The organism is Microcoleus sp. Pol11C3 (assembly GCF_036701485.1).
Taxonomy (GTDB): Bacteria; Cyanobacteriota; Cyanobacteriia; order Cyanobacteriales; family Microcoleaceae; genus Microcoleus.
In genome coordinates this window covers 10,921-34,255 of the sequence record NZ_JAUBQW010000064.1, presented here as the reverse complement: position 1 = coordinate 34,255, position 23,335 = coordinate 10,921, and the positions used below count along the sequence as shown (strand labels likewise).

Below are 23,335 nucleotides of genomic sequence, written 5' to 3'. Positions count from 1 at the left end.
AATAAGTCAATATACTTACACAAAGAAAATCATTTAGGATTGCTCTAGATATAGAAAATCATTTAGGATTGCTATATTGATATAATATACGTCTAAAAAAATTGACCCCTCTCGCTCAAAAAATGGCCCGCCAGGCTGCTGACAACCCTAACGGCGGTCTAACTCACTACTGCGCTGAATATTTGATGCACAACTCTGCAGATGACTCTCGTAGACAATGCCGATCGCACATGAAAGTTTACAATTCCAGCAAGTTTCATTTGCAGGAGTTACAGCAGGGTAATTGCTAATTGCTAATTGGGGAAGAAAAAAATAAGTAATGCGGTGCAGCAGAGGAGATTATGACACAGGATAGGGGTTAGGGCTATTCTTTTAATTCTGGGAAACTATCTAAGCTTAATAGTGAATTTGGTATCAGAGGTGAACACATGGCTGGCAAGAATTTTAAGGTTCTTCAAATGATGGAAAGGAAGGTAAAGGAGAGATACAGCCGACTAGAAAGATTCGATCGCCAGGACAAGCCTCCTTATGCCCTACGGGATGAACAGTGGGAAAGGATCAAAGATTTGTTGCCGGGAGGGACGTGAAGGTTATTTGTGTGCGACAGCCTGCCTACAATCTGTTGTTCGTGGAAGCGGTTTTGTACCGCTACTGATCGGGCATTCTGTGGGGAGACTAGCCCTAACGCGGGGCTATCCGTTGCAGTTCTTTGGCTTGTTCTAAAATTTTCTCGAAGTCTTCTTCGCTCAACCGCTGAATGTAGTTGATTTTGAACTCTTCTAGGAAGTCGCACAGCAGCAGTTGTATTTCTTGCCAGGTTTGCTGCTGTTGCAGTTCGTTTCCTAAAGCTTGCCCGAAGTGTTGGACTAGCTGGCTTGAGAGTTTGATACTTATGGGGTCTTCGCTGGCGATTTTGAAGGCTTCGTAGGCATCTTGGGGGCCGAGGGTGACTAATTTGGAGAGTTCTGCAACTAATTGCTGTGCTAGCTGTTCGGGCAGGTTTCCCAGGCCGGGTACTTGCTTCCATCCTTGATAGAGGGGGGATTGTTTGAGGAAGCTTTCAATATTGTAGCGGAGGAGGGCTTCTAGGTCTGGCTGGAGTTGGGGGAGGACTTTGTAGACGGTTATTTGGACTAGATGGGTGGCGATCGCTTCTATTTCATTGATATTGTTGATGTCTAGATAGCGCTGTTTTTGAGATTGAAAGAGTTGACGAGCTAGTTCGCCTGTGGTAATTGATTGTTGCATCTGGTTGATGAGTTGAATTACTACAACTTCGGTCAATTCTTGGGCGAAGTTGGCGACAAAACCTCGGCTGATTTGGGTGCGTATGGGTTGGAGATCTGGCATTTTAGCTTGGTGGATGCGAATTGTGACGGGTAATACTCGCAACAGGCGCCAGAATGGGAGCAGCAGGAAGATGTCATACCATCGCCAGAGCATGGCTGCTCGCCAAGTGACGCTGCGGTGGCGGCGGCTGAGCAAGTAGGTGCGGGCTAGAAATTCGATCGCGAATATGGCAATAAATGGCAGGTCGATTAGCCAGAAGTTATCGGTAAATTCGCCGTTTTCTCCGATCTCGCGGTAATAGTTGGTGGCGATTAATGGCTTGATTTTGGCGTCAAACCACTTGATTTCTTTTTGCCAGCCTTGTTTGTTTAAATAGTCTTGGCTCCAGAATCTTTGGAATGATTGTTTAGCGGAGTCTTGCGGATTCGGGGCGCGATCGCGCATCCGGTCTTTTATTTTTTCTAGGGTGCCACTTTTTGATGCTACTCGAAAGGGATCTTCGTCGATCATTTTCGCGCTCAGATTGTTTATTTCCTGCAATTTTGCTGCTACTTGGGGAGAGGGCAACCCTGTTTGCACTACTTGAATTTTTAATTCTTCTAAGGTTTCCAGATATTGCTGGGTGTCTCGGTGGGGTTTAATTCCTTTAAATGGGTCATATACTTGAGTGAGAGCTGGCATTTTCCGGAGGTAAAAATCTCGACCGGGGACGTAAGTTATGTCAAATAATACTAGGCTTAAATTTCCGAGGGCGACCAGTGCCATGAACCGCTCGAACCAAGGTACTTTGGGTGATTTTATGCGGGAGTTTGGAGTGAGAGAGGGCTGTAGTTTTGGTGTCACTGGTGATTCCTAATTAAGTAGACCGATCGAATTAGATGTAACTGGTAATAGCTGAAAAAAGGAAACAGGGAAAACTAGCTAAGTGTCTGGTCGGGCTCGGATTGCGATCGAGGAAGCTAGTATTGATTTTAACGTGGGTTTGTTGGGGATTTTTGGATTGTTAATTATGCCGGGTTAAGTTAAAAATTATACGGGTAAAATATTAAAGTAGATCGAACTTGAGGGAACCTGTGGCTCCCGTTAGTGTGCTTCTCTCTGGCAATAAAATTATATCTCAGGCGGAATCCTCAGTTTTTTTGGCATTGCGAGCTCACGGGGCTGCTAATAAATTACTATTTCTGTTTGATCTGGTGGCTCTTTGACCGCTCAATCAAATGTATTGCACGGATCGGAGTCTAAGGTTAGATGTGGACTTGGAGTTTGAGGTCAAACCCTTAAGAGAGTTATACTTGCTCAGGGGCAGTCTGGTGAGAGCGCCCCCTCTGAGCGCGAGGGTGGCTGCCGCCTCCGTAAGGTTCGAGGTCTCGCCTCTACAAAAACCAGCTCGCGATCGGACTCTTGAATAATATAAAACCCTTCCTACTAATTTTGTTCGCATTTTTTTAATATATGACATACTGCCTTAATCTCGATTGCCCAAGAGACAAGCGTCAGAACCCACCAGGCACAAAGTATTGTCTTAATTGTGGTTCAAAGCTGCTGCTAAAAGACCTTTATGCAGCAACTGAACCGCTGCGCGATGGGGGATTTGGTAGGACTTTCCGAGCTGTTAATCATGGAAAATTTGAGGAATTGTGCGTGATTAAACAGTTGTCACCCCCTCAAGAGTTTCAGCGGAAGCCCGGTCATTTTAAAAAATATGTTCGACTGTTTGAACAAGAGGCAAGGCGGTTATACGAACTGAAGCACCCGCAAATTCCTCAGTTAATTTCTTATTTTGAGGAAGATGGGCGCTTGTATTTAGTGCAAGAGTTTATTGATGGCTATAATTTAAAGGATGAGTTAGATAAGTACGGTGCTTATAGCGAAATTAAAACTTGCGAACTGCTGTTAGATTTGTTGCCTTTATTGAAGTTTGTTCACGACAGAAATGTAATTCACCGCGATATTAAGCCTGAGAATGTGATCCGCAGAACTCGCGATCGTAAGTTAGTGCTGATAGATTTTGGGGTTTCTAAACAGGTAGTAGCTGAGGCTCCGACCAAAACAGGAACTAAGTTGGGAACTCCCGGCTACGCGGCTCTAGAACAGCGTCATGGTAGGGCTGTTCCTGCTAGCGACCTTTATAGTTTAGGGGTGACTTGCATTCGCTTGCTGACTTCTGTGATGCCTTATCTGGATATCTACGGCGACATTCACGATGACCTTTACGATCCGCTTGAAGGCCGGTGGCTTTGGAGGGAGGCTTTGCCAAAAGGAACACTAATTAGCGAGGATTTAGGTCAGGTTTTGGATAAATTGATTCAGGAATATGTTAAAGATCGCTACAAATCGGCTGTGGAAGTTTTGGAGGCTTTAAAACCTTCTGTTGTTGTTGTCCCCGTGCTGGAAAAGTCGCAGCAGACAACGGTCATTAGTCCTTCGGTTCCGACTCAACCGGTGACTGATTCTCCGCTAGTTTCTGTGAATTTAGAGTCCGAAAAAGGTATTGATTATTCTCACTTGGCTAGGCTGCTGGCTGCTAAAAATTGGCGTGGTGCTGATGAGGAAACTTCTGTGAAAATGCTGGAGGTGATGCAGCAAATTTCACGGGGTTATTTGAGCGAGGAAGATATTAGGAAGTTTCCAGCTAAGGATTTGCAGACTATCGATCAACTTTGGGTGCGGCACAGTCACCGCAGATTCGGTTTTTCTGTGCAAAAGGGTTTGTGGCTGAAGTTGGGGGGAAAGCCTGGTGTTTATGATGCTACAGTTTGGGAGACGTTTGGCGATCGAGTGGGCTGGCGGGTTAACAGCCAGTGGGTATACTATTCGGAGCTGAATTTTACTTCTAAGGCAAAGCCGGGACACTTGCCGGGGGGGACTGTTTTTGGGTGGGAAGGCGGGGTTTTGTGCGGTGTTTTGGGTTTGGGTGGGATCTGGTTTCTGCTGTCGCGGCGGGATTTGTAGAAGGAAGGTACAAACCAGAAGGCAGAAGTTATTAGTCACGCTGCACGCTGGCGAAGTCGAAGTGTTAGTCATTAAATAGTTTTGAGTTGCGAATTAAAGAGTTAACAAGTTTTGAGTTTAAGCATCTGTTATGTAGAAAATAGCTCTAAAAAAAGCGGAAAATAACATATAATCACAAACTATTTTTTTTGTGCTATGTTTTGAGAGAAGGGCAAGTTTACAAAGTCAAAACCCAGTCCTCGGCCCTGGAAAAGAATGGTGGACTGGCTTTGGCTCCAATTTACCAAGGAGATATAATTATGTTGCAAGAAAAACGTCTCAAGCCGTGGACTATAGTTCGCTCGCTTCCAAATGTGGAAAAGGTGGTTGTGGGTGAGTTTCGCAGTTGGTCTGATGCAGACGGTCACTTGAAAATTCTCAAGCGGATGGTGCCGGCGGATCGATTGAGTGTTGTGTTCGATCCGGTAGTTCAAGCGTAACGTCGCTGGTAAATTGATCAGCGTGCGATCGCTCTTTGAGCTAAGCGATCGCCTCTTTTTTTTAGATACTATTTTTATACATAAAAAATGCGACCGCTAAAAAGGCGATCGCAAATTGAATCATTGTCCTTAACTGCGGCGAATTTCAGTAATTTGGTCGGCAACATCCAAAATTCTTTGGGGCATGGACGGCCCGGTAAAAATCAGATCCAAATGATGTGGCTTGTTGTCAATCAATGCCACCACTTCGGCTTCGGGAATCAAGCCCAAATTAACCGCTAAACTCAATTCATCGAGAATAACTAAGGAATAACGACCTTCGCCCACCGCATTTTGAACATACTGCCACAATTGTTCGATCGATCGCGTCTCCAGCTCATCTAAATCGGCATTTTCAATGCAGCGTGACAAATCGCAGCGCACCCAATCTAAATTTTGCCCCAGTCGCACCGGATGCTGATGCCCTTGATTAATTCCCCCTTTGAGGAACTGCACCGCTAGCACGGGAGCTCCCTGTCCTGCAATTCGGAGGGCCTGAGCCATGACACTGGTAAAAAAGCAGCGGTGCGGGCCTGTAAAGACTTGCACCAGCCCTTGAACTGTGTAGGGCAAGCTGTGGTTTAAATTTAGTTTAGGGGTTTGTAACTGAGCAACCATAGGGCAATATTTAATCAGCAACTAAGTCTTGAGTGCAGCTCCGACCTTGGCGTGGCTGAAGCCTGCTTGACAATATATAGTGTACGGGGCCGAGTGCACATCGGATCGAACACTAGATATACAAGTTGTCAAAAGCTAGCTGCAGTGGCATTCGCAGTCGTTTGTGCGATTTTTGAACTCAATTAGCACTTAGGCCGAAACGGGGTTGTTTACCAAAATACGGCGGGGAGTTTGACATTTATACAGTTATAGGGTGAAAAACAAAGGTGATGAGAGTCTTGCGGCGTCCAGGGCTTTTAAGAAAAGGTACACACATCGCGTAAAATTTGAATGTCGCGGCACTAGGAGCAGATACTGTGAGAGTGGTGATTCTGGGAGGGCCAGGAGCGGGAAAGGGAACTCAGGCTGAACTACTGTGCAGCAATTTGAGCCTTCCTTTGCTGGCTGTGGGGGACATTCTACGGGAGGCGATCGCAGAAGACACAGATTTAGGCAAGCTGGCGGTGTCTTATGTCGAAAGAGGGGAATTAGTTCCCGACGCAACTATGATTCAATTCTTTCGCCGGCGACTGCTGCTGTGGGATGTCTTTAATGGCTGGGTGTTGGAGGGCTATCCGCGAACGGCTTTTCAAGCGGAGGAATTGGATTTTTTATTAGAGGATTTGGCGCAGGAGCTAGATTGGGCGATTTGGCTGAAAGTGCCGATCGAAGTTTTGCTGAGCAGGTCGATCGAGCGCGATCGATCGGATGACCATCCTGAAATTTTACAGCGTCGGCTCGATTTGTTCCACGAACGCACTATTCCTCTTTTAGAGTATTACGAACACCGCAACAAATTGTTAACTATTGATGGCGATCAATCTCCACAACAAGTCCAGCAAGATATTCTCACATTGATCGAGGCTAAAGGTCAATACTCATAGCATTTTAGATTTTCCATTTTAGGTTGAATGACTGCTTATTTAACGAATCAAAAAAGACCGGAAGATTAATATCCTATTTTCAATCTTTAATATCCAATTACCCATTACCAATCACCTAAATATTATGTCTTTCCAGCGTCCAGACGGCAGACAACCAAATCAACTTCGTCCGATTAGTTTCGATCGAGAGTTTACGAAATTTGCTAGCGGTTCCGTACTCGCAAAAAGTGGCGATACTCAGGTACTTTGCAGCGTGACAATCAAGCCGGGAGTGCCGAGATTTCTGGAGAATACGGGACAAGGTTGGCTGACAGCGGAATACCGAATGTTGCCTGGTTCTACGCCGCAGCGACAAGAGCGGGAATTTATGAAATTATCGGGACGGACTCAAGAGATTCAGCGGTTGATTGGACGGAGTTTGCGATCGTGCTTGGATATGCAACTATTGGGAGAACGCACCATACTTGTGGATGCGGATGTTTTGCAAGCGGACGCGGGGACTCGCACGACTTCAATTACTGGCGGGTTTGTGGCTGTGGCTGATGCTTTGAATAAGTTGGTGCAAAAAGGTGAGTTAGAGCGATCGCCCATTATTCGTCAAGTGGCAGCCGTGTCTGTGGGACTTTTGGAAGGCGAGCCGTTTTTAGATTTGAATTATCTTGAAGATGTGGCGGCTGAAATTGATTGTAATGTGGTAATGAATGGAGATTTGGACATCATCGAAATTCAGGGAACTGCGGAAGAAGGAAGTTTTAGCCGCAGTCAGTTAAATCAAATTTTGGATTTGGCAGAAACAGGGATTCAGCAATTGTTGGAGGCTCAGCGGGAGGCTTTAGTTTAGATAATTCGGCGGTTGAAACCGCGTCTATACAAACGAAGTCCGCGAAGGCGGACTAAGAGGCTATTTATAGATCCAAAACTAAACTTCGTCGCTCTTAACCTATGGCCTTTCGTACTTTCTCAACTTGCTTCGGTGCTTCCATTTCATTAAAGAGTCGAATCGCCTCTTGAAACGCAGTCTGACTCTTCTCGGCATCACCCATCTTTTGGTAAGTTAAGGCAAGTTGATAATTAGCCTCCGCTAGATCGCATTTTGCGCCGATTTTGTCTAGCAATTCGATTGATTCTGAATGATGGGAAAGCGCTGTTGCAAATTCTCCCTGTTCTCGATAAAGCTCTGCTAAACCACTTAAAGCTTTAGCTTTTACTTGAGTGTAGTGAGTTTTTTCGGCAAATGCGATCGCTTGGCGGAACATTTCAAAAGATTTTTCAGGTTTTCCTAAATTTTTATAAGTTAGGCCCATAAACAATAAGCTATATCCTTTACTCCAATAACTATTATCTATTTTAGAAATTACTAATTCTGCTTGTTGTGCATAACTCAGAGCGCTCTCTTTAAAGCCTAAACATGAGTTCAAAAATGCTAAACAGTATAAATAGTCTTTCTCATTCTTAGACAAGCCATGTTCTGAATCGTGATGATTACAAATAACTTCTATGTTTTTAAACAATTTGACAGCTTCTTCAAGTTCCCATAAATCGATTTTACAAAGTCCTGTATTAATTAAAGACCAAGTTTTCCACTTTTTAGCCTCAAAATATATTGAATGGCTTAAATTAATAGATAAAAGGGTACAGTCCGCTGCTTTGAATGATAAACTGTGACATTCAATTGCTGGGTTTATATATCCAGTTAACCAGTAGAAATCCCCTAAAAGATTATACAACAACATACTCAGTATATGATTATCTTTAACTTCGCTAATAATTGAATTAATTGAATAAACCATTGGTTGTAACAAACCCAACCTATAAAACGCAACCCCCAGACGTTCTCCCTTTTTCCAACTGGTATCTCTCCTTCTCACAATTACAGAGCCAGCTTGCTCAAAGTCGTTAATTTTTACACAGTGATAGTAAGCCTCAAAAGCCATCAGTGCATCTTCTACAGTTTCAACAGTCTTAGCACTATCCGTCCAAAACTCTGCTGCTTTGCGATTCGCCTCTTCCCAATCTTCACTTGCTCTCAGCCGCGCGATCGCCTCTTCCCGAATCATCGGATGCAGCCAATATTCTCCATTAAACTCTACCAAAGAGCGATTTCGCAAAGATTCAATCACCCGTCTGCGCTGTCCTTCAGGCACATCCCACAACAAACACAATAATCCCTCAGTCGGGACAGTCGGCACATCCTGATAGCGATAGCATCCCAAACAGCAGAGGAGTTGATAAGCTTCTGAGCTAAGTTTTTGCAGGCGATCAAACTGACTGGTTACTAAGTTTTTTAAGTCAGTCTTAACCAACGGATCGCCACTATTCTCGCGCCAATAACCTACCATATCTCCATCAAAATCTGCTTGAATTGCACCGCAGAGGATACCCATTGCTTTCGCATTTCCTCCATAGGCTTTGTTCATCGCGTTCAGTGTGGGAATATCTATATTAATATGGCGACTCATAAAAAATTGCTGCCACGCTTGCTCATCCAATCCGGGCAAGGAATAGTGAGCAACATTTACATCAGGTTCGCACAGGCGATCGCGGCTGGTTATCAGCGTCACAGACAGCACAGTTGCATCAGCCAAAACTCGCAACAATTCAACATAGCGGCGATGGGGTTCAATAAATCTGCCTTGTCCATCTAGTGCGGGTTCTAAGTTATCAATTAACACGCCTATTTTGCGAGTTTGAAGTTGCCGCTTTAGCCGCCGCAACATTTCCCAAAACTCTCGCCCTGGTTCTTCCTCGAAGTCTTGTTTCAGCCATCCTTCAATTACACTCTCTACAAGTTGGATGTTCTCTTTTTCCTTTGCCATCGGGAGGTGTAGCACTAACTCAAAACCCTGAGAGATGAGATATTCATCGGCCAAAGTCGTTTTGCCGACACCGCCTGCAGCTTGGATAACGATGATTTTTGCGCCTTGGTTGATATGGGTGTTGAGGCGGGCGATCGCCTTTTCGCGTCCCACAAAATTCTGGTTTGGTATTGAGGGATGCGCGATCGACCCTTCACCTTCTTGTGATGGTAGTGGGGCTGGGAGTGAGGGGCGCGATCGCACATCCTTCAATGCTTCCAGAACTATCGGCAGGGTCTTTTTAGTTACATTTTTTCCTGTCGCCTTTGACAGTAGTTTCCACAACGGCGGAGCGATATTTTGTGCGATATATTCTACCTTATAACCAGGAATCTTCATCTTATCGTATGTCAGACCCTCCCAGGATTTGCGGATAATTTCCTTTTCCAGCTCGTTTAAAATCTCTCCTCTGTGATCCTTTACCCGCTGATTCAACCAGCTTAACGCATCTTCAAGCTCCATGATTTAGCCCTAGCCCACATTTTCTATAGATTCTACCACAAACTTTATGAACTTTATGAACTTTATGAACTTTATGAGTGAATTGATGGTGAACTGCCAAACAAAATGAATGAACTTTTGGTATTGTGATTCTGCAAAATTCCAATAAAAATATGGTTATGGTGCTGAGGTAACACGCTCAGTTATCTCTAGTAGCAGCAGGAATGTGGGAAGCAACGTTAAGCCATTGCTTCTCCACAGTTAACTTTATTCACAGATTCCATTATGAACTTACTTCGCTCTAAATCAGCAGTTTCTTTACTGATGTTAGGTTCGATCGCGACAGGTGGCACTCTGACGGCTACTTCCCTTTTAACGACTTTAACTGCTAAACCCGCTCAAGCAGCACAGTTTTGCCAATGCCCTATCTATGTAAACTCTCGCTTTCAGTTACAGCCTCCATACGTTGCCGCTGCAAAAGATTATGGCTCTGTCCTTGCCCGCAATGGATTTAGCCAAATTTCCTCTCCACAACCGGGGGCAGTTGTTGTCATGCAGCCATCCTTCCCTGGTGCAGACACAACTTATGGGCACATTGGGGTAATTGAGAGTGTAAATAGTAATGGCAAGATCCAAGTACGCGGCACAAATCAAGATGCTCGCTATGGTTATAGCATTGGTTCCGAATTTAACTGTAACAATGTCAGCGTTATTGGCTTTGGAACATCCGTTAATGGCCGCCGTGACATTTCGTTTTGGGTTCGCAGTCCGAGTAACCCAAAACCGGTGAATCAGCAAGGTTTCAATCAAGTTAATTTCTCTGCGTGGGTGATGTCAAGTAACGGTATTACTCTTCGCAATAGCCCTCGCCTTGCAGATCGAAGCAATCAGGGAGTAGGTTATCGCCAGACACTTTCCTTTGACGGTTGGGCTTACGGGGAAACAGTACCCGATTTGCAATTAGGATCTCCTGACGCTCGTTGGTACAAACTGGCAGGGCAAAATCTGTGGGTTCCTAGTGCTTATGTTAACGGTAATGCACCCAATTCCCGCCCGATGCCCTAGCCAATAGCTCGGTTTATCAAGTACCTAATTCTCTTTAGCTTGAGTTGCGCGATCGCGCCTGACACAGGAAGCGCGATCGTAACTCCTAACCTCCAAGCTGTCACCAAGGAAGGAGTCGAAAATGATTGCCCAAAATACTCAGCTTCAGAAGGGATGCGGTCAACTCGCGGCCCTCATAGCATTGTCCATTCCAATGGTCGCATTTCATAACCAAGAGGCTCTAGCCATTCCCCTCAAACCTATCCTCGATCAGATAGGGAGGCGTGCGGTAGAAGGTATATTCGGTAATGGATATAACACTCAAATACCACCCAATTATCCACAATTTACGGGCACTCAAGGAACAGGATTCCCAGAAACATATCCGACTCCACAACTTGAATCTCCACAGCAGGGATATCTACAGCAGGGATATCAGCCCGGATATCCACAGCAGGGATATCAGCCCGGATATCAGCCCGGATATCCACAGCAGGGATATCCACAGCAGGCATATCCACAGCAGGGATATCCACAGCAGGCATATCCACAACAGGGATATCCACAACAGGGATATCCACAACAGGGATATCAGCCCGGATATCCACAGCAGGGATATCCACAACAGGGATATCAGCCCGGATATCCACAGCAGGGATATCAGCCCGGATATCAGCCCGGATATCCACAGCAGGGATATCAGCCCGGATATCCACAGCAGGGATATCAGCCCGGATATCCCGCATATCCACAACCAGCCTATCCCCAGGCTTATCCGCAACCCGCCTATGCTCCTGCATACCCGCAGGCTTATCCGCAACCTTCCCCAATCATCTTGCCCATGTCTCCGCCTGCCAAGTCAAGCCCACCCGTGATCATCAACAACTTTTAAAAGTGTGAAGCCAGTTCCATCCAGATATCCTAAATGCAGCATTTCAAGACAAAACAATCCCCTTATTCTGGGAAAAAGCGATTTTACCGCCCCCCTTATTCTGGGATAAAACCTATTAAAAAGTCCCCCTTATTAAGCTATGCTTTATAAACATCTTTCTTAACATTTGGAGAGCGATCGCTCTTACGCTATCAAACCCCCATTCCTCGCTCACCAGTTCTTAATAAAGTTGACTTTTTATCAACAAACCTAAGTGTCAAATTGTCAAGACGGGTGGGAAAATAAATCAGGAAAGCCTTGTTCCACAAGGCTTTCCTGATTGTTAAGAAAGATGTGGGTAACGCATAGCTTATTAAGGGGGATTGGGGGTATCAGATATTCTAAAGTGCAAATTGAAGAATACCCCACATTATTATTGATTTTGTAGAAACCTGTGACAGGGTGTAGCGCTCAATGCTTACACCCTTTTTTATGATTACAGAATTTGAGACGAAATTAATGCGATATTTTTTGCGATTATAAGTGAATTAATCCCACAGGCGATGATCGCCCAACCATCCAAGAAACCGGGTTTCTACGATAATTTACGCAGCCTCACCATATTTTCCGAAGAAACCCGCTTTCTGAGGCTCCACGCGACTAAAAAAAACCGGGTTTCTGCGATCGCCGATAAACTGTTTATGGGTTTTGCTAATTTACAATTCTGCAATTTACTACTTGTGCTATAATCAAGTAGAAATCTTTGTAATTACCAATTGCTAAGATAATGCAAGCTGAAAAAATATCAATTTTCCTATCACAATCGCTAGTAAACTTTCTTGAAACCTACAAAATTGCTAAAGGATGCAAATCGCCCTCCCAAGTAATTGAAGTAGCTTTAGAATTGTTGCGGAATCAAGAACTAGAATCTGCTTACCGACAAGCATCCAGTGAATTAGACTCCGCTTGGGAGCTAACAGTTGCCGATGGATTGACAGATGAAACGTGGTGAAATTTACTACGCTAATCTCAGTCCTACCGTTGGTTCGGAGATAGATAAACGCCGTCCCGCATGGGTGGTGAGCAATGACGCTAATAACCCTGCCGCCAATACAGTTACAATTATACCAATTACCTCTAATATAACCCGTATTTACCCTTTCGAGGTCTTACTAAATCCAGAGGATAGCGGTTTATCCAAACCTTCTAAAGTACAAGCCCAGCAAGTACGGACAATTTCTAAACAGCGAATTAGCAGCGATGCCGTGGGAAGTTTGAGTAAGGAAATCATGCAGTTGGTAAATACTGCTCTCAAACTGCATTTAGATGTCGATTAACTGTGATATATAGGCGTTTTTTTTGTGGCACGGGCGTCCCGCCTGTGCGATCGCAAGCTTTTAAGCTATAATAGCTGCGTAACGTCGAGGTAAGTAAAAAAGTAACATGGATCAAACTTCTACAGTTACAATTAGCAATACATCTTATCAAACCCTCGCAGAAATCTCTGCACTTTCAGGAAAACCAATCGAAACAGTTGTCGAACAAGCAATAGAACAATACCGAAGACAACAGTTTTTAGCAGCAGCCAACCAAGCTTATCTTGCCTTACGCGATCGCCCAGAAGCTTGGCAAGAAGAACTTGAAGAACGGGAAGCTTGGGATATCACTTTAGAGGATGGTTTAGAATGACATCCGCAAAACCATCACGGGGTGATATATGGCTGATTGACTTGAACCCAACACGAGGAAGAGAGCAAGCTGGCAAGCGTCCCTGTCTAGTGACATCTGTAGATTTATTCAATCAGGGTGCTTCGGGATTAGTGGTGGTACTACCAGTCACATCGAAAGATAAAGGAATTCCCTAGCACGTCGAAGTTAACCCCCCAGAAGGAGGACTTAGACAGCGAAGTTTCATTAAATGTGAAGATGTGCGATCGATCAGTATAGAAAGATTTTTTGAACTGTGGGGTACAGTTTCTCCCACAACATTAATGATGGTAGAAGAAAGACTGCGTATTCTTTTGAATTTATAGCTAAAAAATTTTTTTAGCTTTCACAAATATAAATCGCCCTTTCATCCCCCTGACTGAATTTGACTCCTCACCCACTGCCTAAACCCTCGAATCATCGATGTTTCCCCCACATCTTTTTGCGTTTCCAAAAATCCCATAATCTCAGATGGCGACAAAAAAGGAAAGTGAGGAGAAACCTCCCGTTCTACATATTCCTGACCTTCTAACTGATAGAATATTAAACGCGAATCCTCATAACGCCAAACCTCTGGCACGCCCAAAGTCGCATACAATTCCATGCGGTTAATAGAACTGCTAGTGATGTCAATCTCGATGACTAAATCCGGTGGCGGATCTTGATTCAAATTGATTTGATTGAGGCTGCGGACAATTTCCTCATTCTCGATGTAGTAGCACTGATCCGGTTCTAATCCGCGTTCTAAATCCTCGCGCCTGCAAGTGAGAGAACCCAAGCTGCGAATTTCTATATTTAATTCTTCTGTTACTGTTTCTACAAAGCGTCCTAAGATTTTTTTGTTCCCCTCATGGGGTGCTGATGGAGTCATAATTTCTAATGTTCCGCGATCGTAAGTCAAACGAATTCCCCGCTGTTGGGCTAACTCGTTTACCAAAGATTCGTAAGTCTGCCAACTAATATTTTTCAGCACAACTCCCGGTTGTGGGGTTTGAATCAGGGTGGCTGTCATGGCTACCTGCTGCTTTTTAGCTTATTTATTACATCTTAGCAAAACTCGGTTTCATTAAAGGGCGATCGCCATCTTCGAGCTATTATAAAAACAGACTTCATTCCCGATCGCATTATGGTTGCCTTACCCGATCGCCTATCGATGAGCGCAGAAGAATACCTAGCTTGGGAACCCACCCAAGAAGAACGTTACGAGTATTGGGATGGCGAAGTCGTCGCCATGACTGGCACAACCCGCAATCACAATCGGATTGCAGGCAATTTCTTCAGAATCCTAGATGACGCCCTTGTCGATCGCCCTTGCGAAGTTTACATCGTAGATGTCAAAATCCAAGTAGAACCGGGGCGAAAGTATTTTTATCCTGATGTTGTCGTAACTTGCGACACTGGCGATAACGATCCGCAATTGGTGCAATTTCCTTCCTTGATTATCGAAGTTTTATCACCTTCCACAGAAGCAGTGGATCGCGGCGCAAAATTTGCTAAATACCGCCAATTTTCAACGCTGCAAGAGTATGTCTTGGTGCAAGTTGAACAGCCCGGAGTAGAAATGTTTCGGCGCAATCAACAGGGGCAATGGGTGCTGTCGGAGTATGGTTTGGGCGATACTTTGCGACTGGAATCAGTGGGTGTGGAAATTGCGATCGGCGATTTATATAGGCAAGTACAGTTTTCTTAGTGCAAAAAAAGACCGCCGTCTTATCTTTCTCTACAAAACTTGCCTGGGGGCGAGCGGAATTTCAATAATAAACTCGCTCCCCTCTCCGGGTGCAGAAACGCAAGTCAATTTCCCGCCATGAGAACTGACAACAATCGAGTGAGAAATAGACAATCCCAAACCAGTTCCCGAACCCACGGGCTTAGTTGTAAAAAATGGATCGAATATCTTGTGCAGCACCTCCGTGCTCATCCCCGGCCCGCTGTCGGCAATTCTAATTATGACAGAATTCCTGTCTGTCACCTCTGTAGAAATTGTAATCGTCGGCTGTTGATGAGAGTTTTTGGGGCAATCTCTTGCTACGAGGAGAGCATCGATCGCATTGGTGAGAATATTCATAAACACCTGATTGAGTTGTCCGGCGTAGCATTCCACCAGGGGTAGAGAACCGTAGTCTTGAATCACCTCAATGGACGGTCGTTCCGGTCTATCTTTAAGGCGGTGTTGCAAAATCAGTAGGGTGCTGTTAATACCCTCATGGATATCCACTGGCTTAAACTCTGCTTCATCCATCCGCGAAAAGTTTCGTAGCGATAGGACAATTTGGCGGATGCGATCGGTACCCATTTTCATCGAAGACAGCATTTTGGGCAGGTCTTCTTGCAAGAACTCCAGGTCTATTTCTTCGGCTACGATTTGAATTTCGTCAGCAGGGTTAGGATACTGCTGTTGATAAAGCTGCACCAACTTTAACAAATCTTGGGCGTATTGCTGTGTATGGACGAGGTTGCCGTGAATGAAGTTGACTGGGTTGTTAATTTCGTGGGCGACTCCACCAACCATTTGCCCCAAACTAGACATTTTTTCGCTATGAATTATCTGTGATTGGGTGCGTTGCAATTCAATTAGGGCGTTTTTGAGTTCACCGGTGCGGTCTTCCACCCGATCTTCTAATTCTGCATTACTTTTTTCTAAGGCGGTAAAGGATTCGCGCAGTTGTCTTGCCATCTGGTTAAAGGAGTTGGCAAGGGCGTTGAGTTCTTGAATACGGCTGTCTTCTACAGCTTGGTCGAAGTTGCCAGATGTTATTGCCTCACTCGCCCGATTCAGTCGCAGAATCGGACGGGCAATCCAGCCGGAGGTGAGAATGCCCATCCCACAAGCTATCCCCAATGCTGCTAAGCAGAGCAAGATTGTGGTGCGAGTATTGGCATCAATCTGTGCCATGAACTCACTTTCTGGCACACTCACCACCACTAACCAATCCAATCCATATTGGTCGCGCCAGGGAGTGACTTGCACATAGTAGAGTTCTCCCTGAAAATCAAGTCGGAGCTCCGTGTGTTCAGAAATCGATTGAAACCCTTTGAAGCGTTGCTGGATTTGTTTGGCAATTCCCTGCACTATGGGATTGCCACTGTCGATCGCCTTCAAACGCCGAATCTCGTCTTTGACGGTAGTAAAGGGTTGTTCTTTCGCAGAATTAGCAATCAACATTCCATTTCGTTCCATGATGAAAACCTGCCCTGAGCTACTGACATCTATATTCCGTAAGAAATCGCTCAGTTTCAACAGATGGATATCGACTCCAACCATTCCTAGCAAGCGATTATTTGCGTCATAGATGGGGCGACCAGCGGAGGCAACGATGTAGGGATAATTGGGATAATTCATGGTGACGATCCGCGACCAAATGGGTTTACCTGCTTTCAGGGGCTCGGTGTACCAGGGTTCTTGGAAGTTGTTCCAATCATAAATAGCCAGGACGTGAGTGCGATCGCCTTTGTTATCGGTGGCATAGTTGGTGACATTATTCGGCGGTTTGGGACTCCAATCATCAATCGTGACGGTTTTGCCGTCGTAGTTTCCGGCTCCTACTCCCTCACCCGTGGTCAGTGCAATGCCGATGAAGCTTAGGTCATAGGCCTGCATTTGATGCCAGAAATACTTACCGACGGTTTGGCGATCGCGCACATCTAGCAATCCCATCCGAATCGCATCGGCGTTAATCTGAATCACTTGATGCGGAATAGATAAATAAGCATTCAGATGTTGATTCACCGTACTGCTGGTTCGATCCATCAACCGATCCGCCAGGTCGTTTACCGCTTTTTGTCCATTTTTGAACGACAAATATCCCACCAGACCGACTGCTCCAAAGATTTGCAAAACAAATGGCACGATCAGTATGAGCTGCAATCGGAGCGCCTTAGTTTTGCCGAAGTGACGTATATTCATGATCTGAAATTACTTTTATTTTAGTATGATCTACTATCTACAGTTCGATCGTGAAGATACACACACTATTTACTTTTTTAATAAAAAATCTGATACTTTTTATGCTTTGCCGGAGCCTTGCCACCTCGTCGTGATCAAAAGTCCTCAGTGCTGCTACCAAAGGGCGATCGTCCTTTTATGAAAACCCGATCGCTCGACTTTACAGCAGAGTTTTCGCCGAGTTAGAATTGCGAATGCAAAGTTTAGTAAACGCAAGGCGTCGCCGGATTGTTAATGGTTGCTAACTGGAATTGATTTGGGGATGTTGGTTGATGGTGGCGCCGATTACAAAACTTGCCGTGGGGCGATCGGAATTTCAATAATAAACTCGCTCCCCTCTGCGGGTGCAGAAACGCACGTCAATTTTCCGCCGTGAGAACTGACAACAATCGAGTGAGAAATAGACAATCCCAAACCAGTTCCCGAACCCACCGGCTTAGTTGTAAAAAACGGATCGAATATCTTGTGCAGCACCTCCGTGCTCATCCCCGGCCCGCTGTCGGCAATTCTAATTATGGCAGACTTCCTGTCTGTCACCTCTGTAGAAATTGTAATCGTAGGCTGTTGATGAGAGTTTTCCGGGCAATCTCTTGCTACGAGGAGAGCATCGATCGCATTTGTCAAAATATTCATAAATACCTGATTCAACTGAGACGCATAACAAGTAATTAGGGGTAGCGTGCTGTAATTTTTAATCACCTCAATTCCCAAACGCCCGCCCTCTTTTCTCAGGCGGGGTTGCAGCAACATCACCGTACTGTCGATGCCTTGATGGATATCTACCGACTTCATTTGCGCTTCGTCGAGGCGCGAGAAATTCCGCAAGCTTAGCACAATATCCCGGATTCTTTCTGCTCCTACTTTCATGGAATCCAGCAGCTTTTGCAAATCCTCGCTCAAGAATTCCAGCTCAATTGTTTCTATTTCTTCTAGAATTTCATCCGCAGGTTCTGGATAGTGCCGCTGGTAAAGCTCTATCAAGTTTAGCAAGTCTTTAACGTATTCGCTAGCCGGATTAAGATTGCCGTAGATGAAACTTACAGGATTATTAATTTCGTGAGCTACACCAGCCACCATTTGCCCTAAACTCGACATCTTTTCCGTTTGAATTAATTGAGCTTGAGTGAGTTTAAGTTCGCGCAAAGTTTGTTCTAAACGCTCGTTTTTTTCATTTAACTCCTGCGTCCGCTCTTGCACTTTCTGTTCCACAGAATTGTAAAGCAGAGCATTTTCCAAAGAAATAGCCACTTGGGAAGAAAGCAACCTTAAAACTTCCAATCTGTGGGGAGTAAAGGCTCCGACAGTCAAATTGTTTTCTAAATAAAGAATGCCGATTAGTTTGCCTTGATTGATGATTGGAGTACACAAAATAGATTGAAGTTGGTGTTTGGCGACGTAAGGATCTGCTGTAAATAGCCCCTCAGCCGCCGCATTGCTCAACACCAAATCCGAGCGAGTCCTTTCCACATAATTAATCACCGTCACCGGTAAATCCTGATAGTCTGCAACAGGCGTAAATTGCAGCACGGCTACATCTTCAGCAAATACTGACGCTTTAGCTGAAATCAACAATTTACCGTCTCTGACTAAAATCAGAAAACCTAATTGAGCACCCGCATTTTCTAAGGAGATTCTCATCAAAGAAGCCAGCAACTTATCGAGGACAATTTCGCTAGAAATCGCCAGAGATGCTTTCATTACCGTTGCCAAATCCAGCACTCTCGCATCGCTGCCAGTAGAAGTATGAATAGTTGTGGTAGTTTGATTGTTGTTAAAACTTCCATTGAGCGGCGTCATTTCCCGCAACTGCGGATACTTCTGTTCTAAATCTTCTACTTTGCGAACTGCACCCCAGCGCAAGTAGCACGAGTGAGCTTCGCGCAAGTGGATTTTGGCATATTGATACTTGCCTTTACTCAACCAAAACTTAGCTGCTAGTTCATTAGCTAGCGCTTCATTTTGGACAAATTCATTGTCTTGGGCTAAATTTATAGAGAAATCATACAGTTCTACAGCTTCTGAATCTTTCTTGGAAATTCTGGCTATTTCTGCTTGTACCAAAAGGTACTTGTGCAGAAAATTTTCGGCACAGTTGTCTGCCCAAATTTTCATCTGTTTTTGGTTTTCCTCTAACTTTTCCAAGTATTCCTTTTGCTTGTCTTCTGAAACATTTGGGAAAACGGCGGCTAAAGTTAGAGAAAAGAAAAAATTCCATTCAGTAGCGGGTATTGCTCCGGTAATAAAAGAGAGCTGTTTTTCTACTTCAAAAGCTAGTTGTAGCGCTTCGTTGAAGTTGCCGTACCAGTACATTACCTGGCATTTGCGAATCTGATAAAGACAGAGCGAGTATAAATTTTGATGAGCTTGACAGTTGTGTACATATTCAGCTTCGCTGATATCTTCGCTTTCAAATACAAACTTTTCAGGAGTTAGTTTGCTCAAGTTACGCAGAATCAACTCTACCCCTAATAAGATATCGGTTACGAGCTGATTTTTTGTTTTTTGGCTGAACTGCAAATACCTGCTCGTGTCGGCCAGAATTTGCGATATTTCTTTACCTTGAAAAAATGAGTTAGCTATGCGGTTGGACAGGATATAACCCGCATACTCTAAATCTCCTGATTCTAAAGCTGCTTGATATCCTTCATTGCTGATTGCATGGGAATCTTTGATGTGATTGAACCAGTAATAAAAAATACTGACCAAGGATGAACAAGCTCTGCATTTCAAGCCGATATTGCCAGATTTTTCGCTGAGATTTAGCGAGAGCAAGCCGAATTGATAGGCAGCTTTGTAATCTCCGGAAACTGCGTTTAAGAACATACCGTAGCCAGCATAGCAAAGAGAGGCTTCGGGTACTAAACCGTATTGTAGAGAAAGATTGACTCCTTTTAAAACGCTGACTTTCCACAAGTCGGGATTTTTGAGGTACGCCGATGTCAGCAAGTTTGTAATTAATTTGACTGCAACTTTTTTGTCGGGTACTGTCATTTCGGGGGCGTCAATTAGAGAAGCTATTTCTCTACCTGCTAAAATATTGGTAGCTGCTGCAAATTCTTCGGATATGACTTTTTGTAGCCCGTCTAGCGGCAAGTCAATGCCTAGCAAGTCCAAAGCTTGGATTCCTGCTTTAACGGCTTCTTCGTACTTCGCCCGCAGGGTGTACTGCACGATCAGCAGGTTGTAAATTTCTACCTTTTCTAAGGGCGATCGCGCTTTTTCCAACGTTATGTTAATAAATTCTTCAGAGTTCTCGAAATAACCGTTTAAATACTCAACATTTGCCCGCTCCATGTGCAAGGCAAAGGCTAAATCGTAGTGGGCATCCCAAATATCGGCGCTCAAACCGTCCATGCCTGCGGTCAAATACTGCAAGGCAGCAACATAAGCAGTGGCATCTTTGGCTCTGCGCGCGGCGTCTAAATTCAGCGTTGCCAGTTCAATTAATTCTCGATCGTCTTTAATTAGCGATCGAGCTACATTCAAGTGATCGACTAATTCAAAGATTCTGTCAGCGCGATATTCAGCCGGAGTGTTTTCTAGGATTTGCCTGCCTATTTTCAGGTGAACTGCCTTTTTTTGCGAGTCGTCAATCAGAGCGTAAGCTGCTTGCTGTACCCGATCGTGCAAAAATTTATAATTTAGAATTAAAAGCGGAAACATCACGTAATCTAATGACTTGCTTTCCAATTCCGAAGTAGGCAGGATCAGTCCCGACTTAATCGCCGGCAACAGGTGAGAAAAAGTTTCCGAGGCTTCTTTTTCATTAATCAAAGAAAGAGTATTCAAGTCAAATTCGTTGCCCAGACAAGCCACTAAACGCAAAACTTGCTGCGTTGAAGTTGGCAGTTTTCTCAATTTTTGTACCATCAAATCTACTACATTATCAGTGATAGCGCACTGCTCAATTTGAGTCATATCCCAATGCCAGCCGCCCTTGCTCCCCGACTGCGGCGGATGAAAAACTAGCAGGTTTTCTTGATACAATGTTTGCAGGAATTGATTGACAAAAAAAGGATTGCCGTCCGTTTTGCTGATTACCAATTCAGCTAAGGGTTTGACAGATTCTCGATCGCTGTGCAAAGTCTCGGCAATCAAATGAGTTATGTTTTCCACCCCCAGCGGCGACAAAGCAATCTGATTAATAATAGCTTCCTGATTCCGCAGCGTCTCCACAGTCATCATTAAAGGATGAGTAGGACTAACTTCATTGTCCCGATAAGCACCAATTAAAAACAGATATTGCGTCGCTTCATCTGTCATCATCAATTCGATCAATTTGAGAGTAGCCGAATCAGCCCACTGCAAATCGTCGAGAAAAATGACCAGCGGATGTTCGGGCTGGCAAAATACGCGAATGAAATTTTGAAATACTAAATTAAAGCGGTTCAGAGATTCCGTCGGCCCCAATTCAGCTACAGGAGACTGAGCCCCGACAATGAGTTCAACTTCGGGAAGTACATCAATAATAATTTGCCCATTTTGACCGAAAGAACTGCGGAGTTTTTCGCGCCAAACTGCTAATTGAGCCTCACTTTCAGTTAACAGTTGCCGCACCAATTCCGAAAAAGCGCTGACAACTGCCGAGTAAGGAATAGTCCGCTTGTACTGGTCAAATTTTCCCCAAATAAAATAGCCACGCTTGCGGGTAATCGGTTTGTCTAAAATCTTCACCATTGCAGATTTGCCAATACCGGAATAACCAGCAATCAGCATCATCTCGCTGCGGGATTTATGCTGTCCTCTCGCCAGGACTGACAACGGAATTTCTTTTTTCGATTTGCTCTCTTTCTTGATGACAGAAATTTGAGTATCGTCGGTGCGGTAGCCTCGATTATTTGTTGCTGCTACCCGTTCAAATGCCGCTAAAAGAGTTTCAACTTCTCGCTGTCTGCCGTAAAGTTTTTGAGGTATTTGAAATTTGTCGGAAATATCTTGGCTGCCGAGAGGAAACTCAGAAATAACCCCAGATGTTTGCCACTGAAACAGGCAGGATTCCAAATCGGCTTTTAGCCCCCAAGCACTTTGATAGCGCTCCTCAGCGGTTTTTGCTAACAATTTCATCACAATATCTGAAACAGCTTGAGGAATTTCTGGGGCCATTTCAGCGAGAGGTACTGGCTGTTTGGCTATGTGACAGTGAACTAACTCCATGGGATCTGTAGTGGGAAAAGGGAGTTGTCCTGCCAGGATTTCATAAAAAGTCACGCCGAGGGAATAAAAGTCGGTGCGGTAATCGACTACCCGGTTCATTCTGCCGGTTTGTTCGGGCGACATATAGGCTAAAGTGCCTTCTAGAAAATTGGGATTTTTATTTGGAATATTTTCCAGGTTGGATGCAGTTGAGATGCTGAAATCTATGAGTTTAACTTGTCCTGTAGCTGGGTTAAAAACTATATTAGAGGGATTTATATCTTTATGAATTACATTTTTTCCATGAATTTCGCCCAAAGTTTCCGCAACTTTGATAGCCGTAGTCAGAAATCCTAAAATGGTAAATTTTTGGGAACCCATAAATATTTTTAAAGATTCCCCGCCAAAGTCTTCTAAGATCATTGCCAGACTATTTCTAACCTGTTGCAACTTATACACTTTCACAACTCCGTCCAACAGGCTTAAGTTGGCAGTGATCTCATATTCGCGCTTGTATCTATTCAGTTCTTCAGGAGTCGGATAGTCTTCTTTGATAAGTTTGATAATAACAGGTTGGTTGTTCTGCTCGTTGTGACCGCGGTAAACCAGGGAAGTGCTGCTTTCATAAATGAGAGCGAGAACTGCAACGCCGGGAATTGCCATCATAGTTGGGTTCTCTCAAATTAGGTGTGCTTGGTCAATGTTACAGGACTGACGCGCGGCGGGCTAGAAACCGGGTTTCTTCGTTGCTAGTCGTTGACAAACCCAAGATTTTTTCGTGTAAATCGGGTTTCTTTTCGTAAATCCTATGTTATTCTTCATTATCGCTCAAGAGCTATCTTTTGGGATGTGTGGGAAAGCAGGCCTGGACAGCAAAGAGCTACTGCTGACAAAAGCACGCTGGGGCTTTCGTCACCTCAGCAGTTAGGTAAACAAGATCACAAATACAGGATTTGTGTAAGGATTTACTCTAATGCTCGATCGCCATGCTGACAACTAAATCATCTCAGATTCCAAGCAATCGCTTGACTTTAGTC

18 protein-coding genes and 1 pseudogene are annotated in these 23,335 nt (G+C 44.5%); 12 read left to right on the top strand and 7 right to left on the bottom strand.

Annotated features, from left to right (window positions below):
• The first annotated feature begins 428 nt into the window (after positions 1-428).
• Positions 429-587 (top strand): hypothetical protein, encoded by a 159-nt coding sequence (locus QUA40_RS15880; protein WP_333127419.1) that lies wholly within the window; start codon positions 429-431, stop codon positions 585-587.
• A gap of 94 nt (positions 588-681) precedes the next feature.
• Here QUA40_RS15880 and QUA40_RS15875 read toward each other — a convergent pair whose 3' ends face one another.
• Positions 682-2,133: a hypothetical protein gene (locus tag QUA40_RS15875; protein ID WP_333127417.1), complete on the bottom strand. Its 1,452-nt coding sequence runs from the start codon at positions 2,131-2,133 to the stop codon at positions 682-684.
• Between the two features lie 609 nt (positions 2,134-2,742).
• Between QUA40_RS15875 and QUA40_RS15870 the strand changes: the two genes are divergently transcribed.
• The gene (locus QUA40_RS15870) at positions 2,743-4,242 is read left to right on the top strand and encodes a GUN4 domain-containing protein (RefSeq protein ID WP_333127415.1); all 1,500 of its coding nucleotides are present in this window, start codon (positions 2,743-2,745) and stop codon (positions 4,240-4,242) included.
• 299 nt (positions 4,243-4,541) lie between these two features.
• Positions 4,542-4,721 (top strand): hypothetical protein, encoded by a 180-nt coding sequence (locus QUA40_RS15865; protein ID WP_333077141.1) that lies wholly within the window; start codon positions 4,542-4,544, stop codon positions 4,719-4,721.
• A gap of 129 nt (positions 4,722-4,850) precedes the next feature.
• On the opposite strand, the gene QUA40_RS15860 is transcribed toward QUA40_RS15865, so the two are convergent.
• Entirely contained in the window at positions 4,851-5,378 is a 528-nt protein-coding gene (locus tag QUA40_RS15860) for a P-loop NTPase family protein (protein ID WP_333127413.1), read from the bottom strand.
• A 356-nt stretch (positions 5,379-5,734) separates the two neighbouring features.
• Between QUA40_RS15860 and QUA40_RS15855 the strand changes: the two genes are divergently transcribed.
• Both QUA40_RS15855 and rph read left to right on the top strand, forming a co-directional pair.
• Entirely contained in the window at positions 5,735-6,301 is a 567-nt protein-coding gene (locus tag QUA40_RS15855) for a nucleoside monophosphate kinase (protein WP_333127421.1), read from the top strand.
• A gap of 124 nt (positions 6,302-6,425) precedes the next feature.
• A complete protein-coding gene (rph, locus tag QUA40_RS15850) occupies positions 6,426-7,142 on the top strand; it encodes a ribonuclease PH (RefSeq protein WP_333127411.1) in 717 nt (238 codons plus the stop codon).
• 94 nt (positions 7,143-7,236) lie between these two features.
• On the opposite strand, the gene QUA40_RS15845 is transcribed toward rph, so the two are convergent.
• Positions 7,237-9,618 carry a tetratricopeptide repeat protein gene (locus QUA40_RS15845; protein WP_333127409.1) on the bottom strand — a complete coding sequence of 794 codons (2,382 nt, stop codon included), beginning with the start codon at positions 9,616-9,618 and terminating at the stop codon, positions 7,237-7,239.
• A gap of 264 nt (positions 9,619-9,882) precedes the next feature.
• Here QUA40_RS15845 and QUA40_RS15840 point away from each other — a divergent pair, with 264 nt between their 5' ends.
• Entirely contained in the window at positions 9,883-10,662 is a 780-nt protein-coding gene (locus QUA40_RS15840) for a CHAP domain-containing protein (protein ID WP_333127407.1), read from the top strand.
• A 326-nt stretch (positions 10,663-10,988) separates the two neighbouring features.
• On the opposite strand, the gene QUA40_RS15835 is transcribed toward QUA40_RS15840, so the two are convergent.
• Complete coding sequence (locus QUA40_RS15835; protein WP_333127405.1) at positions 10,989-11,441, bottom strand: hypothetical protein; 453 nt, start codon at positions 11,439-11,441, stop codon at positions 10,989-10,991.
• Positions 11,442-12,075: 634 nt separating this feature from the next.
• On the opposite strand from QUA40_RS15835, the gene QUA40_RS15830 reads away from it, so the two are divergent.
• From QUA40_RS15830 to QUA40_RS15810, 5 genes and pseudogenes are all read left to right on the top strand, one after another.
• Entirely contained in the window at positions 12,076-12,261 is a 186-nt protein-coding gene (locus QUA40_RS15830) for a hypothetical protein (protein ID WP_333127403.1), read from the top strand.
• 38 nt (positions 12,262-12,299) lie between these two features.
• Complete coding sequence (locus QUA40_RS15825; protein WP_333127401.1) at positions 12,300-12,524, top strand: CopG family transcriptional regulator; 225 nt, start codon at positions 12,300-12,302, stop codon at positions 12,522-12,524.
• Positions 12,511-12,849 carry a type II toxin-antitoxin system PemK/MazF family toxin gene (locus QUA40_RS15820; protein ID WP_333127399.1) on the top strand — a complete coding sequence of 113 codons (339 nt, stop codon included), beginning with the start codon at positions 12,511-12,513 and terminating at the stop codon, positions 12,847-12,849. The genes QUA40_RS15825 and QUA40_RS15820 overlap by 14 nt, the downstream gene beginning before the upstream one ends.
• Positions 12,850-12,955: 106 nt before the next feature.
• On the top strand, positions 12,956-13,201 hold the full coding sequence (locus QUA40_RS15815; protein WP_333127397.1) for a hypothetical protein: 246 nt from the start codon (positions 12,956-12,958) through the stop codon (positions 13,199-13,201).
• A pseudogene (locus QUA40_RS15810) lies at positions 13,198-13,545 on the top strand (type II toxin-antitoxin system PemK/MazF family toxin). Before QUA40_RS15815 ends, QUA40_RS15810 begins: the two are co-directional and overlap by 4 nt.
• A 41-nt stretch (positions 13,546-13,586) precedes the next feature.
• On the opposite strand, the gene QUA40_RS15805 reads toward QUA40_RS15810, so the two are convergent.
• The gene (locus QUA40_RS15805; protein ID WP_333127395.1) at positions 13,587-14,231 is read right to left on the bottom strand and encodes a Uma2 family endonuclease; all 645 of its coding nucleotides are present in this window, start codon (positions 14,229-14,231) and stop codon (positions 13,587-13,589) included.
• A gap of 114 nt (positions 14,232-14,345) precedes the next feature.
• Here QUA40_RS15805 and QUA40_RS15800 point away from each other — a divergent pair, with 114 nt between their 5' ends.
• Positions 14,346-14,909: a Uma2 family endonuclease gene (locus QUA40_RS15800; protein ID WP_333127393.1), complete on the top strand. Its 564-nt coding sequence runs from the start codon at positions 14,346-14,348 to the stop codon at positions 14,907-14,909.
• 30 nt (positions 14,910-14,939) lie between these two features.
• Here the strand turns inward: QUA40_RS15800 and QUA40_RS15795 are convergent, their stop codons facing one another.
• Together QUA40_RS15795 and QUA40_RS15790 are read right to left on the bottom strand one after the other, a co-directional pair.
• The gene (locus QUA40_RS15795; RefSeq protein ID WP_333127391.1) at positions 14,940-17,126 is read right to left on the bottom strand and encodes an ATP-binding protein; all 2,187 of its coding nucleotides are present in this window, start codon (positions 17,124-17,126) and stop codon (positions 14,940-14,942) included.
• A 324-nt stretch (positions 17,127-17,450) separates the two neighbouring features.
• Complete coding sequence (locus tag QUA40_RS15790; RefSeq protein ID WP_333127389.1) at positions 17,451-22,964, bottom strand: AAA family ATPase; 5,514 nt, start codon at positions 22,962-22,964, stop codon at positions 17,451-17,453.
• Positions 22,965-23,335 lie beyond the last annotated feature (371 nt).

Excerpts from the sequence above, each read along its gene's own strand:
- QUA40_RS15805 (WP_333127395.1), bottom strand. The coding sequence starts at position 14,231 with ATGACAGCCACCCTGATTCAAACCCCACAACCGGGAGTTGTGCTGAAA.
- QUA40_RS15830 (WP_333127403.1), top strand. The coding sequence starts at position 12,076 with ATGATCGCCCAACCATCCAAGAAACCGGGTTTCTACGATAATTTACGC.
- QUA40_RS15795 (WP_333127391.1), bottom strand. The coding sequence starts at position 17,126 with ATGAATATACGTCACTTCGGCAAAACTAAGGCGCTCCGATTGCAGCTC.
- QUA40_RS15815 (WP_333127397.1), top strand. The coding sequence starts at position 12,956 with ATGGATCAAACTTCTACAGTTACAATTAGCAATACATCTTATCAAACC.
- QUA40_RS15860 (WP_333127413.1), bottom strand. The coding sequence starts at position 5,378 with ATGGTTGCTCAGTTACAAACCCCTAAACTAAATTTAAACCACAGCTTG.
- QUA40_RS15840 (WP_333127407.1), top strand. The coding sequence starts at position 9,883 with ATGAACTTACTTCGCTCTAAATCAGCAGTTTCTTTACTGATGTTAGGT.
- QUA40_RS15835 (WP_333127405.1), bottom strand. The coding sequence starts at position 11,441 with ATGCAGGAGCATAGGCGGGTTGCGGATAAGCCTGGGGATAGGCTGGTT.
- rph (WP_333127411.1), top strand. The coding sequence starts at position 6,426 with ATGTCTTTCCAGCGTCCAGACGGCAGACAACCAAATCAACTTCGTCCG.
- QUA40_RS15880 (WP_333127419.1), top strand. The coding sequence starts at position 429 with ATGGCTGGCAAGAATTTTAAGGTTCTTCAAATGATGGAAAGGAAGGTA.
- QUA40_RS15825 (WP_333127401.1), top strand. The coding sequence starts at position 12,300 with ATGCAAGCTGAAAAAATATCAATTTTCCTATCACAATCGCTAGTAAAC.
- QUA40_RS15800 (WP_333127393.1), top strand. The coding sequence starts at position 14,346 with ATGGTTGCCTTACCCGATCGCCTATCGATGAGCGCAGAAGAATACCTA.
- QUA40_RS15790 (WP_333127389.1), bottom strand. The coding sequence starts at position 22,964 with ATGATGGCAATTCCCGGCGTTGCAGTTCTCGCTCTCATTTATGAAAGC.
- QUA40_RS15870 (WP_333127415.1), top strand. The coding sequence starts at position 2,743 with ATGACATACTGCCTTAATCTCGATTGCCCAAGAGACAAGCGTCAGAAC.
- QUA40_RS15865 (WP_333077141.1), top strand. The coding sequence starts at position 4,542 with ATGTTGCAAGAAAAACGTCTCAAGCCGTGGACTATAGTTCGCTCGCTT.
- QUA40_RS15820 (WP_333127399.1), top strand. The coding sequence starts at position 12,511 with ATGAAACGTGGTGAAATTTACTACGCTAATCTCAGTCCTACCGTTGGT.
- QUA40_RS15845 (WP_333127409.1), bottom strand. The coding sequence starts at position 9,618 with ATGGAGCTTGAAGATGCGTTAAGCTGGTTGAATCAGCGGGTAAAGGAT.